The sequence below is a fragment of the Gordonia sp. VNK21 genome (genome assembly GCF_046098115.1).
Classification (GTDB): Bacteria; Actinomycetota; Actinomycetes; order Mycobacteriales; family Mycobacteriaceae; genus Gordonia.
In genome coordinates, this window is record NZ_JBJURU010000001.1 from 358,611 (window position 1) to 372,112 (window position 13,502).

The following is a 13,502-nucleotide window of genomic DNA, read 5'->3' on the forward strand; positions in this document are numbered from 1 at the left end:
GGGTCGTTTTCGCAGACCATTGTCCACCATCATCGCCCCGCCGAGTGCATCGGTGTGCGCAAGTGTGGGATGGGCGACAGCTCCCGGGCACCCCCGCCGCCCTGTCTAAGCTGGTGGCGTGAGCCCCACCGACACTCTGCCGCACAACTGGCGACCCGATCATTTCCTGGACCGATACGAACTGCTGACTCTGGCGCTGAACCAGGATCACGACGGCGAGGACCCGATCGTCGCGACCCTGGTCCGCAAGCCCGGGGCACCGGACTCCCCGCGCGGGGCCGTGCTCTACGTGCACGGTTTCACCGACTACTTCTTCCAGGAGGAGATGGCCGACTTCTATCACCGGCTCGGCTACGCCTTCTACGGGCTGGATCTGCGCAAGGCCGGACGCTCGCTGGCCAACCATCATCAGCCGCACTACATCTCCGATCTGGCGATCTACGACGAAGAACTCGACCAGGCGCTCGACATCATCACCGAGGAGCTGGCCGCGAACGACTCCCCGCAGCGGGTGCTGGTGGCCGCGCATTCGACGGGAGGGCTGATCACCCCGCTGTGGCTGGACCGGCTGCGGCGGACCGACGCGCAGCGGCATCGCCGGGTGGTCGGCCTCGTCCTGAACAGTCCCTGGCTGGATCTGCAGGGCGAGGCGGCGCTGCGCAGCGCCCCGGCCACCGCCCTGATCGGTGCCGTCGGACGGCTGCGGGGCAAGACCGTGGTGCCGCGCGAGCTGTCCTCGGCGTACGGCGAGAGCCTGCACGAGAGCGCCCACGGCGAATGGTCGTACGACCTCGACCGCAAGCCGCTCAACGGCTTCCCGGTGACCTTCGGCTGGCTCCACGCCGTCCGGCAGGGCCAGCTGGCGGTGCAGTCCGGGCACATCGACGCGGGTGTGCCCGCCCTGGTGCTGCGCTCGGACAAGTCCCGATTCAAGAAGCAGTACGACGTGGCCGTCGACACCGCGGACTGTGTGCTCGACGTCAAGCAGATCGCGCAGTGGTCACCGTTCCTGAGCCGCCGGGTGCTGTCGGTGGCGATCCCGGACGCGCGGCACGACGTCTTCCTGTCGCAGGATGCGCCGCGCCGGCTGGCCTACTCCACCGTCGGCGACTGGCTGCGCTCGGAGGTCGATGCGGACCGCGACGAGACGATCGGCGAGCAGGACGGGGCCGTGTCGTGACCGGCGCACCGCAGCTGGTGGATCTGGCCGTGATCGGCTCGGGCAGCGGGAACTCGATCCCCGACGAGCGTCTGGCCGACCGGTCCATCGCGATCTTCGAGGAGGGCGTCTACGGCGGCACCTGCCTGAACGTGGGCTGCATCCCCACCAAGATGTTCGTCTACGCGGCCGATGTGGCCGCCACCGTCGCCGAATCGGCGCGCTACGGCGTCGACGGAACACTGACCGGGGTGCGCTGGAGCGAGATCGTCGACCGGGTGTTCAGCCGGATCGATCCGATCTCGGCCGGCGGGAAGCGCTACCGGGTGGAGGACTGCGAGAACATCACCGTCTACGACGCGCATGTGCGTTTCGACGGCCGCGAGGGCGACCGCTACCGGCTGGTGACCGACGACGCGGTGGTGCTGGCATCGGAGGTGGTGATCGCCGCGGGCGCGCGCTCGATGGTGCCTGAGCCGATCGCCGATTCCGGGGTCCGGTACTACACCAACAACGACGTCATGCGGCTGCCCGAGCTGCCGGGGCGGGTGGCGATCCTGGGCAGCGGCTACATCGCCGCCGAGTTCGCACACGTCTTCTCGTCGCTGGGCAGCCAGGTGACGGTGATCGCGCGCAGCGGAGCGCTGCTGCGGGCGATGGACGCCGACGTCAGCAGCCGGTTCACGCAGGTCGCGAGCGAGCAGTGGGACGTCCGGCTGAACGAGACCATCGTCGGCGCCCTGGATCTCGGCGCCGACGGCGTGCGTCTGAGCTGTGCGGACGGCACGCACATCGACGCCGACATCCTGCTGGTGGCCACCGGGCGGACCCCGAACGGTGACCGGCTGAATCTGGACAGCATCGGGATCACGCTGACCGAGGACGGCCGGGTGCCCACCGATGTGCACGGCCGGACCCCGGCCCGCGGGGTGTGGGCGCTCGGCGACGTCTCGTCGCCGTACCAGCTCAAGCACGTCGCCAACCACGAGCAGCGGGTGGTGCAGCACAATCTGGTGGCCGGCTGGGACGGGGCACTGCAGTCCATCGATCACCGGTACGTGCCGTTCGCGGTGTTCACGCATCCGCAGATCGCCTCGGTGGGGCTCACCGAGGAGCAGGTGCGCGAACAGGGTCTCGATGCCACGGTCAAGGTGCAGGCCTACGGCGACGTGGCCTACGGCTGGGCGATGGAGGACACCACCGGCTTCTGCAAGGTGATCGCCGAGCGCGGTACCGGCCGGCTGCTCGGCGTGCACATCATGGGGCCGCAGGCGTCGACGGTGATCCAGCCCGCGATTCAGGCGATGAGTTTCGGGCTGCGCGCCGATGCGATGGCTCGCGGGCAGTACTGGATTCATCCGGCCATGCCCGAGGTGCTGGAGAATGCACTGCTCGGACTCGAGCTGTAGCCATGACGGAGGTGCCGGAGCCGGGCAGGTGGTTCGTGGCGGCGTCCGACGGCTTCACCGCGCTGCGCGGATGACCGCATAGCGCAGATAGGCGATCTCGCCGTCGAGAGTCCGCTGCTCACGTAGGTCCAGCTCCGCGAATCTCTCTCCGCGCGCGAAGAAGGGAGTGCCGCCGCCCACCAGGACCGGGAAGACCCGGATCCGGTACTCGTCGATCAGCCCTGCGTCGGCGGCCGCCGCAGCGAGCGCAGCGCCGCCTATCGCGATGTCACCTTCACCGGGCTCGCGGCGCACCCGCTCGATCTCGGCCGCGAGATCGGCAAGGGCGAGCCTGGTGTTCCCCACCAGCTCAACGGGGGTAGACGTGAACACCACCTTCGGCAGCGCCTTCCAGAGCGTCGCGAACTCATCCTCCGCCGCATCGAGTTCGACGCCGCTTCCGGGCGTGCCGGCCGTCTCCCAGTAGGTCATCGTCTCGTACAGGTTCCGGCCCATCAGATGGGTGTGCAGGCCGCGCACCTCGTCGGTCGCCACGGCGAAGGTCTCCGCTCCGGGCCGGCCCCAGTCGAAGGAGCCGTCCGGTCCCTTGATGTAGCCGTCCAGGGACATCGACATCGAGTACGTGACACGCTTCATGATTCGATTGTCGACTCCGCTGCCGCCGGTGTCGACAGTCCGGCCGGATGCGCCGTTTCTGCCAGTTTGCTGAGGGTTACCTAAATAACAGTGTTCGGATGGTGCGTCGACCGCCTCAAAACGGCAGAATCGGAAATCATGAACTCCACCACCCGCACCGCTGTCGCCCGTACCTCCGGCCTTGCTGCGACGGCCGCCGTCGTCGGCCTGGCGCTGGCCGGCTGCAGCGACTCCGATTCCGGAGACTCGGCCGACTCGAGCACCAGCGGCACCACCGGCACCACCGAGCACGCCGACTACAAGAACGGCGAATACACCGCCACCGGCACCTACAACTCCCCCGGCGGCCTGCAGAAGGTGGGCGTCACGGTCACCCTCGACAACAACGTCGTGACCGCCCTGGACCTGAATCACAGCTACGCCAAGGGCACCTCGGCGACCTTCCAGGACAAGTTCGCCAGCGGTATCGACGCTCTGGTGGTCGGCAAGAACATCGACGATCTGGACGTGTCCAAGGTGGCCGGTTCGTCGCTCACCTCCGCCGGATTCAACGAGGCGATCGACGAGATCAAGTCGCAGGCGCTCAGCTGACCCGTGCGCGCCGAATCGGTCCCGCCGGGCCTGCACCGGCCCACACCACCGGCCCCGGCGGGCCCACCCACCGGTCAGGACTGGGTGTTCGAGGCGATCGGTACGCGCTGGACGGTGACCACCGACGTCCCGTTGGACGACGGCGCCCGCGCACTGGTCACCGCTGAACTCGCCCGGATCGACACCCGCTGGTCGCGTTTCCGGCCGGACTCCCGGGTCGCCGAGATGTCGCGGCGCGCCGGGTGCTATCCGATCGACCCCGCCGACCGGCCGCTGCTCGACTGGTACCGGCGGCTCGGTGACCCCGCTCGTCGGCGTGACCCTCGCCGACGCCGGCTACGACGCGCAGTACTCGCTCGTCCCGCGTGAGACCGTCCGGCCGGTCCCCGACTGGGACGCGGTGCTGATCGATCACGGCGACCATCTGCAGCTGCGCGAGCCGGTCCTGCTGGATGTGGGCGCCGCGGGCAAGGGGTTCGCCGTCGACCGGGTCGCGGACATCGTCGACGGATACTGCGACGAGTGGATCGTCGACGCCGGCGGGGACATGGTCTTCTCGGCGCGCGCACAGCCGGTGCGGGTGGCGCTCGAGCATCCGCTGGACCCGGCGAAGGCCATCGGCCTCACCGCGCTGCGCGGCGGGTCCGTCTGCGCCTCCGCCGGCAACCGGCGCGCCTGGGCCGGATGGCACCACATCGTCGACCCGCACACCACCGCACCTGCGCGCGAGGTCCTCGCCAGCTGGGCGGTCGCTCCGTCCGCTCTCATCGCCGACGGGCTGGCCACCGCACTGTTCTTCGTCCCGGCCGACACTCTGCGCGCTCGCCTGAACCAGCCGTTCGGGCACCTCGTGGTCCGCGGCACCGGCGCCGTCGACCACGCCGCCTTCGAGACTCTGGAGCTCTTCACGTGAACCGTCTGCTGCCGTCCTGGCTCACCGGCCACCGCACCGTCCTGCTCGCGCTGGTCCTGCTGCTGGCCGCGGCCTTCGTCGCCGCCGGCGTCGACGACGAGTTCGTCGCCGTCCCCGGCGATCTGGCCGTCTCCGCGGCGCTGGCGCTGGTCACCTGCTACCTGGTGAGCGCTCTGGGCGGCCTGCTGGTGCGGGTGCCGCCCGGTGCGGACTCGTGGGCCATCACGGCCCTCATCCTGGTCTTCGTCATGCCCCCTGCCGCCGACACCGCCACCACGGTGAGCCTGGTGATCGCCTGCGCCGCCGGTTGTGCGAGCAAGTACGTTCTCGCCTGGCGGCGCCGGCTCATCGTGAATCCGGCGGTGGCCGGTGCGGTGACCGCCTATGCGCTCGCCTACGCCGGCGTGGGCGAGGTCACCTTCCCCACCTGGTGGATCGCCTCCGAACAGCTGCTGTGGCCGATGGCGGTGATCGGCGCGATCGTGGTGACCGTGCTGCGCCGGTGGCCGCTGGCGCTGGCCTTCCTCGCCACCGCCCTGGTGACGATGTGGATCGTGCGGGAAACGGCCGACGGCGGCGAGATCTCCATGTGGCTGCAGTCGAGTCCGCTGTTCTTCGTCGCGGCCATCATGCTGCCCGAGCCGCTCACCGCCCCGCCGACCCGTGGTCTGCGCATGCTCTACGGGGCGGGCGTGGGCGCCCTCATGTACTGCCAGCAGGCCGTCGAGGTCAGCGACGCGTACACGCTCGAGTTCGTACCGGAGATCGCCCTGCTGATCGGCTCGCTCTTCACCTTCGCCGTGCGGCTGGGCGACGGCTCGGCGCGACGCAGCCGGCTGACGGTGACCGCCGTCGAGTCCACCGCCGACCGCACCCATCTGGTGCGCACCGTCCCGGCCGGCAGCGCGCCGCGCTTCCGGCCCGGACAGTGGGCCACCGTCAGCGCACCCACCTGGTCGGCACCGCTGTGGCAGCGCTCCCGGCGCGTCTTCTCGTTCGCCAACGCCCCCGGCCAGGCGCCGGAGTTCTCCTTCACCGCAAGCGATCCGGCGTCCCCGTGGAAGGCCGGCCTGATCACGGGCCGCACCACCGCGCTGCTGCTCGACGACATCGGCGGCGACTTCGTCCCGCACGGCCGCGCCGGTGCGGCGACGGTGATGATCGCCTCCGGCATCGGCATCACCCCGATGCTCTCGATGGTGCGGGCCGCCGGCGAGTCCGGGCAGCTCGCGGGCATCACGCTGATCCATGTGCTCCGGGCGGCCGGCCGCGAGGTCTACGGCGACGATCTGCGGCTCGCCCGCGAGGCCGGGGCCGAGGTGCACGTGCTGATCGCCCCGGAACTCGCCGCAGGCACCGACGGCTTCGAGCAACTGCACCAGCTCATCGGCGAGCCCTCGCCGGGCGCGCACTACTACCTGTCGGGCACGCCCGCCTTCGTCGACGCGGCGGCCGCCGCGGTCCGCCGCCTCGACCCCACTCTGCGGCGCAATCCGCTACGGCTGCACCGGGACTCGTTCCTCGGCTACTGAAACCCCGGCGCGAAACGCGATACGGCCTAGAACCAGGACGAGCGCAGCGCGATCTCGCTGGCCAGCTGCTCGGGGGCGTGCTCGGGCACCCAGTGATCCACCCCGTCGAGGACCGAGAAACGGAAGTCCGAGTAGACGTAGCGGCCGGAGAACTCGGCCTGCTCGCGGCCGAGCGCCGCGTCGGCGTCGCTCCACAGCATGGTGGTGGGAATCTCCACCGGCGGGCAGGCCAGTGCCTGCGCGATGTCGCCGGTGAAGTTGGCCCGGTACCAGTTGAGCGGACCGGTCATCGCGCCCGGCTCGAGCACCGAGGAGAGCTCGTCGGCTGGCACCCCCGAACGGCGCAACAGCACCCCGTTGCGGGCGGCGAGCGTCTCCTCGGCCCCCTCGGCGATGAAGTCCTTGATGTAGGCCGAGCGCTCCCGCTGATCACTGCCTGCGGCCAGCGCATCGCGCATCGCCGACGGGTGGCCGGTGCTGACCGCGACCAGGCCGGTGAACCGGTCCGGGTTCTTCGCCGCCAGCTGCCAGGCGACGATGCCGCCCCAGTCGTGTCCCACGATCATCGAATAGGCGATGTTGAGGTGACCGAGCACCCCGAGCACGTCGCCGGTGAGCTTGTCGAGGGTGTAGTCCTCGACCGCCTCGGGCCGCGCACCCGGGCTGTAGCCGCGCTGATCGATGGTCACGGTTCGCAGGCCGGCGTCGTGGACCCGCGGAATCACCGCGTCGTAGCACCGCGAATCGACGGGAAAGCCGTGCAGCAGCACCACCCAGGGTCCGCGGGCGGGGCCGCTGCGGGTGACGTCGAAGATCAGGCCGTCGTGTTCGACCTTCAGGTGCTCGGGCTCCACGACAGCCAGCTTAGGACGGCGGGCAGCGGTGGCGCGCCATCTGTGATCAATCTGTGGACGGCGGCCATGTCCAGGCCGGACGACACCAGATCGGCGAGGTGATCGAGCTGGGCCTCGCGGACCGCGGTCACCGTCAGCGCCGGATCCGGGGCGAAACCGGCGCGTCCCACCCGTGCGGCGACCTCGCCCAGCAGGGCGCGCCGGAACTCGTCGCTCTCGAGCAGACCGTGGCAGTGGGTGCCGAAGACCGCCTCCCGGCGGGCTCCCTCCGGGCCGGACTGCTCCTCGACCAGCCACGGCTCCTCGGCGCTCCGGGCGACCCGGCCGTGATGGATCTCATAGCCGGACAAGGCGATCGCGCCGCCCGGTCCGGTCCAGTGCGAGCGGGTGCGGCGCAGGGTCTTGACCGGCTCGAAGACGATCTGCAGGTCCAGCAGACCGAGTCCCGGCACCCGCCCGGCGCCCGACTCGACGTCGTCGACGATCTCGGTCCCGAGCATCTGGAATCCGCCGCAGATGCCCAGCACCGGCCGGCCGGCCGCCGCGCGGGCGGTCAGCGCCGCGTCGATCCCGCGCGCACGCAACCAGGCCAGGTCCGAGACCGTGGCCCGGCTGCCGGGCAGCACGGCCAGATCCGCAGCGGCCACCGAGCCTGGATCGTCCACCCAGGTCACGTCCACATCGGGCTCGCAGGCCAGCGCCTCGACGTCGGTGCTGTTGGAGATCCTCGGCAACCGGATCGCCGCCACCGACAGCCGCGGACCCCCCGAGCCGCGCAGTGGGCCGCCCACCCGCCGGCCGACGGCCAGCTGCAGCGAGTCCTCGGCGTCGATCCACACCTCGTCGGAGAACGGGATCACCCCGAGGGTGGGCCGGCCGGTGCGTTCGGCCAGCGCACTCAGCCCCGGCTCCAGGATGCGGGCGTCGCCCCGGAACTTGTTGATCGCGTAGCCGACGACGAGCGCCTGATCCTCCGGATCCAGGATCGCGGTGGTGCCGAACAGCCCGGCCAGGCTGCCGCCCCGGTCGATATCGGCCACCAGCAGCACCGGCAGCCCCGCCGCCCGGGCCAGCCCCAGGTTGGCGATGTCGGTGGCCCGCAGGTTGATCTCGGCGATCGACCCGGCGCCTTCGCAGATCACCACGTCGAAGTCGCGGCGCAGTCCGGCCAGTTCGTCCTGCACCAGTCCGGCCAGCCGGCGGCGCCACTGCTGATAGTCCAGGGCGCCCACATCGCCGACGGCCCGTCCCCGGACCACCACCTGGGAGCGCCGGTCGCTGCCCGGTTTGAGGAGCACCGGATTGAACCGGGTGTCCGGTTCGAGACCGCAGGCCTGCGCCTGCAGCGCCTGGGCCCGGCCGATCTCACCGCCGTCGAGGGTGACCACGGAATTGTTGGACATGTTCTGCGCCTTGAACGGCGCGACGGCCACACCGTCCCGGGCCAGCGCCCGGCACAGGCCGGCCACGATCAGACTCTTTCCGGCGTCGCTGCTGGTCCCTCCGACCATCAGCGCGCCCCGCATGGCGCTCATCAGCACATCAGCCTATAGGCCCGGGTTCGTACCCACCTCGTCCCGGCGTCCGGGTGCGCCGGATACGATTCCGGACATCGGCGCCGGGGCCAGTCGCGGCGCGGTGGTCGGAGCACAGCGAACGGGGTGAGGGGATGAACCAGCCGGTGATCGGCGAGGACTTCGCCGGCTACCAGGTGCAGGATCTGCTCGGCCGGGGCGGCATGGGCAGCGTCTATCTGGTGCACAATCCGCATCTCGAGCGCCAGGAGGCACTCAAGGTGCTGTCGATGGACGCCGCCGGCGACTTCGGGCGGCGATTCTCCCTGGAGGCGCGGACTGCGGCGTCGCTCGACCACCCGCACATCGTGACGATCTACCACCACGGGATCGACGACGGCACACCCTGGTTCACCATGCAGTATCTGGCCGGGCACGACCTCACCGATGCCGGGCCGATGCCGGTCGGCGAGGCGCTCGCCGTCCTCGAGCGGGTCGCGGCCGCTCTCGACTACGCCCATTCGCGCGGGGTGATCCACCGGGACGTCAAACCCGGCAACATCCAGGTCCACCGCGACGACTCCGGCCAGCTCGACCGGGTCACGGTCCTCGACTTCGGCATCGCCCGGCTCGCCGGCGCCACCTCGCTGACGGCCGCCGGCAGTTTCATCGGCACCCTGGCGTATTCGGCGCCGGAGACCATCGAGGGCCACGAGCCGACCGGCGCCGCCGACCAGTATTCGCTGGCGGCCACCGCCTACCAGCTGCTCACCGGCACGCAGATCTTCTCGGGCAGTCCCGCCGCGCTGATCAAGGCGCAGACCACCGATGCGCCGCCGCCGCCGAGCCGGCAGGCGCCGCAGCTCGCCCCGTTCGACCCGGTGATCGCCCGGGCGCTGGCCAAACGGCCCGAGCAGCGCTATCCCTCATGCGCCGCGTTCGTCTCCGCGCTGCGCGGAGCGATCGGCCGGCCGGGCTCGGGTGCGCTGCCCGCTCAGACTCCGGCCGGGCCGCCCAGTGCGCCGCGGACCGCCGTCCCGCCGGTCTCCCGCCCGATCACAGCGCCTCCGCCGACGGCGAGCACCCCGCCGTCACGGCCGCCCATGCCGCCGGTCACCGGGCCCGGCCGCACCCCGTCGGCGGACAACCGCACCACGATTCTGCTGGCCGTGCTGGCGGCGATCATCGCGGCGATGGTGATCGGCGGGGCGATCGCGCTGGCCACCCGCGACAGCGGCCGCCACGACGACGGTGCGCCGCAGCCGGTCGTGCCGGTGCTGGACACCGCCGCACGCGCCGCCGGCTGACGGCGCACGCCCAGTTCCCGCCCGGACGGGACTCAGTTCTCGTCCGGGAGGGTCAGGACCTCGGCGCCGGTGTCGGTGACCACCAGCGTGTGCTCGAACTGGGCCGTCCAGCGACGGTCGACGGTGAGCACGGTCCAATCGTCGTCCCACATCTCCCAGTCGAGCGAGCCCAGGTTGATCATGGGCTCGATGGTGAAGACCATGCCCGGTTCGATCACGGTGTCCACGCTCGGCTCGTCGTAGTGCAGCACGACCAGCCCGTTGTGAAAGGTCTCACCGATGCCGTGCCCGGTGAAGTCGCGCACCACGTTGTAGCCGAAGCGGTGCGCGTAGGCCTCGATCACCCGGCCCACCACATTGAGTTCGCGGCCCGGTTTGACCGCTTTGATGGCTCGTTCGGTGGCGATCCGGGTGCGCTCGACCAGTTCCCGATGCTCGGTGGAGACGTCGCCGGCCAGGAACGTGGCGTTGGTGTCGCCGTGCACGCCGTCGATGTAGGCAGTCACGTCGATGTTGACGATGTCGCCGTCCTGCACGACCGTCGAGTCCGGGATGCCGTGACAGATCACCTCGTTGAGCGAGGTGCAGCAGGACTTGGGAAATCCCTTGTAGCCCAGCGTCGACGGGTATGCGCCGTGATCGATCATGTACTCGTGGGCGATCCGGTCGAGCTCGTCGGTGGTCACCCCCGGCGCCACCGCCCGGCCCGCCTCGGCCAGTGCGTTCGCCGCGATCTTGCCGGCCAGCCGCATCTTCTCGATGGTCTCCGGGGTCTGCACCCACGGCTCGTGCCCCTCGTCGACCGTCGGCTTCCACGCGTATTCCGGCCGCTCGATCGAATCCGGCACCGGCAGTGTGGGGGAAACCGTTCCAGGGGTCAGAGGTGCGCGCACAGTCATGACCGGAAGTCTACGACCGTGGGTGACGGGCGCCCGAATCCACGGCGGTAAGGTTGACCTAAAGATCGCATGGAAAGCAGGAAACCGATTTGCGCACGGCACCGCAGCACGCCGCCTCCCGCCACCCGGCATCGCTCCGGCCGACGATCCGCCGCTCCGTTCTCGCTCTGTTCGCCGCCGCCCTGATCGCGGTTCTGGCGGCGTGTTCGACGGCACCGATCGCCACCGGCGGACACAGCCTGGACCCGAGTTCGACATTGCGCTCCGACGGCCCCCAGGTGGCCACTCTGCCCGACGCCGATCCGGTGCCGGTGCAGGCCGTCCCGCGGATCACGCCGGACACCGAGCGCATCATCGCCCTCGACCGCAACAACACCCTCGCGGAGATCGTCTGGGCCCTCGGCTTCGGATCGCATGTGGTCGCTCGCGGCGAGTCGACCACCTTCCCGGGCGCGCAGAAACTGCCGGTGGTCACCGACCGGCACGCCATCGTCACCGAGAAGGTGCTGGCCGCCAATCCGACGATGGTGATCGCCGGCAACGACTCCACCCCCAAGGGCGTTCTCGATCAGTTGCGCGAGGCCGGCATCCGGGTCGTCGAGGTGACCGCCGAGCGCAGCGTCGCCAACACCCCGGAGGTGATCCGCACCGTCGCCGCCGCCCTGCACGCCGAGACCGGCGGCGACCAGCTGGTCGAGCGCACCCAGGCCCAGATCGACCAGGCGAAGGCGCAACTCCCCGATCCGACCGGGGATCCGGTCATGGCATTCCTGTACATCCGCGGCGAGCGGCTCATCCTGCTCGCCGGGCCCGGGTCCGGCGCCGACGACCTGATCGCCGAACTCGGCGGACAGGATGCCGGCACCAAAGCGGGTCTCACCTCGGCCTTCACCCAGGTCTCCACCGAATCGATGATGCGGGCCAACCCCGACGTGATCCTGGTGATGACCCACGGCGCCGACTCGCTCGGCGGCATGGACAAGGTGCTCGCGCTGCCCGCGGTGGCCGGCACCAAGGCCGGTCAGGCGCGCCGCATAGTCGAGATGGACGACTCGCAGATCCTCTCCTTCGGCCCCGACACCGGGCTGGTGCTCTCGTCGCTGGCCAAGGCGATCTACCGGTGAGCCGGATCGGCAGCGCCGGCCGCACGGCCTGGGTGCTGATTCTCACCGCACTGCTGCTGGCGGTGGTGGTCGTCTTCTCGGCCGGCGTCGGTCAGGTGCACGTCTCCCCCGCCGAGGTGCTCGGCTCCCTCGCGCACCACTGGCACCTGAACATCGGTCCACTGCCCTCGGATCCGCAGGGCGAGAACGCCCTCTGGGTATCCCGGTTCCCGCGCATCGTGATGGGCCTGCTGGTCGGTGCCGCACTCGGCGCCGGCGGCTGCCTGCTGCAGGGCATGCTGTCCAATCCGCTCGCCGAGCCGGGCATCATCGGCGTCTCGTCGGGCGCCGCCGTGGGCGCCTGTCTCGCGCTGGTCATCGGTGGCACCGGCGTCAACGGCTGGGCACTGGCCGGCAGCGCGGCCCTCTTCGGACTGTTCACCACCTTCGCCGTCTACGTGCTGAGCATGCGCGAGGGCGGCGCCTCGATCGTGATGATCGTGCTGACCGGTATCGCGGTGAACGCCTTCGCCATGGGCATCATCTCTTACCTGACGACCGTCTCCGACACCGCGACCCGCGAGCAGATCGTCTTCTGGCAGCTCGGCTCGCTGGCCGGCGGCATCTCCTGGACCCAGGTGCAGGTGGTGGCCCCGTTGGTGGTCGCCGGTATCGCCGGCTCGGCGGTCCTGGTGAACAAACTCGACCTGCTCGCCCTCGGCGAGATCCAGGCCGCCTCGCTCGGGGTGAACGTCGAGGTGGTCCGCCGGCAGGTGATCGTGCTGGTGGCCATCCTCACCGCCGCCGCGGTCGCCTTCACCGGCATCGTGATGTTCGTCGGCCTGGTCGTGCCGCACGTGATGCGTCTGCTGGTAGGGCCGCGGCACCGGGTACTGCTGCCCGCCTCGGTCCTCGGCGGCGCCCTGTGCATCGCGGCCGCCGACCTGGGCGCTCGCACCCTCACCAACGGCGAACTCCCGCTGGGCATGCTCACCTCGCTGATCGGCGGCCCGATCTTCTTCGTCCTGCTGCGCCGCACCGCTCGGACGGGGTGGTGAGAGAATGACCGAGCCGACATCGACGACCACCGGCCTGCCGCTGCACGCGGACGACGTCCACCTGGGTCTGGGCGGGCGCCCGGTCCTGCGCGGGGTGAGTCTGACCGCCCGTCCGGGGCAGATCCTGGCCCTGGTCGGGCCCAACGGCTGCGGCAAGTCGACGCTGCTGTCCGTCCTGGCGGGTATCCGCTCCCCCGAATCCGGCTCGGTGCACATCGGCGAGCAGCCGGTGGACGCCCTGTCCATGCGCGATCTGGCCCGCTACCGGTCGATGGTCACGCAGACCAACCGCATCGACACCCCGTTCACGGTGCGCGAGGTGGGCGAACTGGGCCGCTACCCGTGGACGCGCACCCCCCAGGCGCGGCTCAACGAGGAGATCATCGACGATGCCGTGGCCGCCTGCCAGATCGGCGAGCTGCTCACCCGCCCGTTCCCGGAGCTCTCCGGCGGCCCGCAGGCCCGGGTCTCGGTGGCCCGGGCCCTGGCCCAGGACGCCCCGGTGATGCTGCTCGACGAGCCCACGG

At 70.6% G+C, this 13,502-nt stretch carries 12 protein-coding genes and 1 pseudogene; 9 read left to right on the top strand and 4 right to left on the bottom strand.

Translation table 11 applies throughout. The features are described 5' to 3' along the window. Positions 1–118: 118 nt before the first annotated feature. The gene (locus ACJMNC_RS01810) at positions 119–1,180 is read left to right on the top strand and encodes an alpha/beta hydrolase (RefSeq protein ID WP_408946239.1); all 1,062 of its coding nucleotides are present in this window, start codon (positions 119–121) and stop codon (positions 1,178–1,180) included. Further along, positions 1,177–2,568: a mycothione reductase gene (locus tag ACJMNC_RS01815; protein WP_408946240.1), complete on the top strand. Its 1,392-nt coding sequence runs from the start codon at positions 1,177–1,179 to the stop codon at positions 2,566–2,568. The genes ACJMNC_RS01810 and ACJMNC_RS01815 overlap by 4 nt, the downstream gene beginning before the upstream one ends. A 54-nt stretch (positions 2,569–2,622) precedes the next feature. Here ACJMNC_RS01815 and ACJMNC_RS01820 read toward each other — a convergent pair whose 3' ends face one another. Next, positions 2,623–3,204 carry a dihydrofolate reductase family protein gene (locus ACJMNC_RS01820; protein ID WP_408946241.1) on the bottom strand — a complete coding sequence of 194 codons (582 nt, stop codon included), beginning with the start codon at positions 3,202–3,204 and terminating at the stop codon, positions 2,623–2,625. 138 nt (positions 3,205–3,342) lie between these two features. Between ACJMNC_RS01820 and ACJMNC_RS01825 the strand changes: the two genes are divergently transcribed. From ACJMNC_RS01825 to ACJMNC_RS01835, 3 genes and pseudogenes are all read left to right on the top strand, one after another. After that, a complete protein-coding gene (locus ACJMNC_RS01825) occupies positions 3,343–3,795 on the top strand; it encodes a calcium-binding protein (RefSeq protein WP_408946242.1) in 453 nt (150 codons plus the stop codon). Positions 3,796–3,879: 84 nt separating this feature from the next. Further along, positions 3,880–4,708: pseudogene (locus ACJMNC_RS01830) on the top strand (FAD:protein FMN transferase). Next, entirely contained in the window at positions 4,705–6,240 is a 1,536-nt protein-coding gene (locus tag ACJMNC_RS01835) for an FAD-dependent oxidoreductase (RefSeq protein ID WP_408946243.1), read from the top strand. Before ACJMNC_RS01830 ends, ACJMNC_RS01835 begins: the two are co-directional and overlap by 4 nt. A gap of 26 nt (positions 6,241–6,266) precedes the next feature. Here ACJMNC_RS01835 and ACJMNC_RS01840 read toward each other — a convergent pair whose 3' ends face one another. Together ACJMNC_RS01840 and ACJMNC_RS01845 are read right to left on the bottom strand one after the other, a co-directional pair. Beyond that, positions 6,267–7,094 carry an alpha/beta fold hydrolase gene (locus ACJMNC_RS01840; protein ID WP_408946244.1) on the bottom strand — a complete coding sequence of 276 codons (828 nt, stop codon included), beginning with the start codon at positions 7,092–7,094 and terminating at the stop codon, positions 6,267–6,269. Beyond that, entirely contained in the window at positions 7,076–8,629 is a 1,554-nt protein-coding gene (locus tag ACJMNC_RS01845) for a cobyric acid synthase (RefSeq protein ID WP_408946245.1), read from the bottom strand. Before ACJMNC_RS01845 ends, ACJMNC_RS01840 begins: the two co-directional genes overlap by 19 nt. A gap of 134 nt (positions 8,630–8,763) precedes the next feature. Here ACJMNC_RS01845 and ACJMNC_RS01850 point away from each other — a divergent pair, with 134 nt between their 5' ends. After that, entirely contained in the window at positions 8,764–9,915 is a 1,152-nt protein-coding gene (locus ACJMNC_RS01850) for a serine/threonine-protein kinase (protein WP_408946246.1), read from the top strand. A 32-nt stretch (positions 9,916–9,947) separates the two neighbouring features. Here the strand turns inward: ACJMNC_RS01850 and map are convergent, their stop codons facing one another. Next, the gene (gene map, locus ACJMNC_RS01855; protein ID WP_408946247.1) at positions 9,948–10,814 is read right to left on the bottom strand and encodes a type I methionyl aminopeptidase; all 867 of its coding nucleotides are present in this window, start codon (positions 10,812–10,814) and stop codon (positions 9,948–9,950) included. An 89-nt stretch (positions 10,815–10,903) separates the two neighbouring features. Between map and ACJMNC_RS01860 the strand changes: the two genes are divergently transcribed. The 3 genes from ACJMNC_RS01860 to ACJMNC_RS01870 all read left to right on the top strand — a co-directional run. Continuing rightward, positions 10,904–11,938 (top strand): hemin ABC transporter substrate-binding protein, encoded by a 1,035-nt coding sequence (locus ACJMNC_RS01860; RefSeq protein WP_408946248.1) that lies wholly within the window; start codon positions 10,904–10,906, stop codon positions 11,936–11,938. After that, positions 11,935–12,975 (top strand): FecCD family ABC transporter permease, encoded by a 1,041-nt coding sequence (locus tag ACJMNC_RS01865; protein WP_408946249.1) that lies wholly within the window; start codon positions 11,935–11,937, stop codon positions 12,973–12,975. Before ACJMNC_RS01860 ends, ACJMNC_RS01865 begins: the two co-directional genes overlap by 4 nt. Before the next feature lie 4 nt (positions 12,976–12,979). Then, positions 12,980–13,502, top strand: a 523-nt coding sequence (locus ACJMNC_RS01870; RefSeq protein ID WP_408946250.1) for an ABC transporter ATP-binding protein, incomplete at its 3' end; no start/stop codon positions are given.

What these genes read in the sequence shown, in the direction of transcription:
- map (WP_408946247.1), bottom strand. Translation starts at nt 10,814, where the DNA reads ATGACTGTGCGCGCACCTCTGACCCCTGGAACGGTTTCCCCCACACTG.
- ACJMNC_RS01850 (WP_408946246.1), top strand. Translation starts at nt 8,764, where the DNA reads ATGAACCAGCCGGTGATCGGCGAGGACTTCGCCGGCTACCAGGTGCAG.
- ACJMNC_RS01820 (WP_408946241.1), bottom strand. Translation starts at nt 3,204, where the DNA reads ATGAAGCGTGTCACGTACTCGATGTCGATGTCCCTGGACGGCTACATC.
- ACJMNC_RS01845 (WP_408946245.1), bottom strand. Translation starts at nt 8,629, where the DNA reads ATGAGCGCCATGCGGGGCGCGCTGATGGTCGGAGGGACCAGCAGCGAC.
- ACJMNC_RS01825 (WP_408946242.1), top strand. Translation starts at nt 3,343, where the DNA reads ATGAACTCCACCACCCGCACCGCTGTCGCCCGTACCTCCGGCCTTGCT.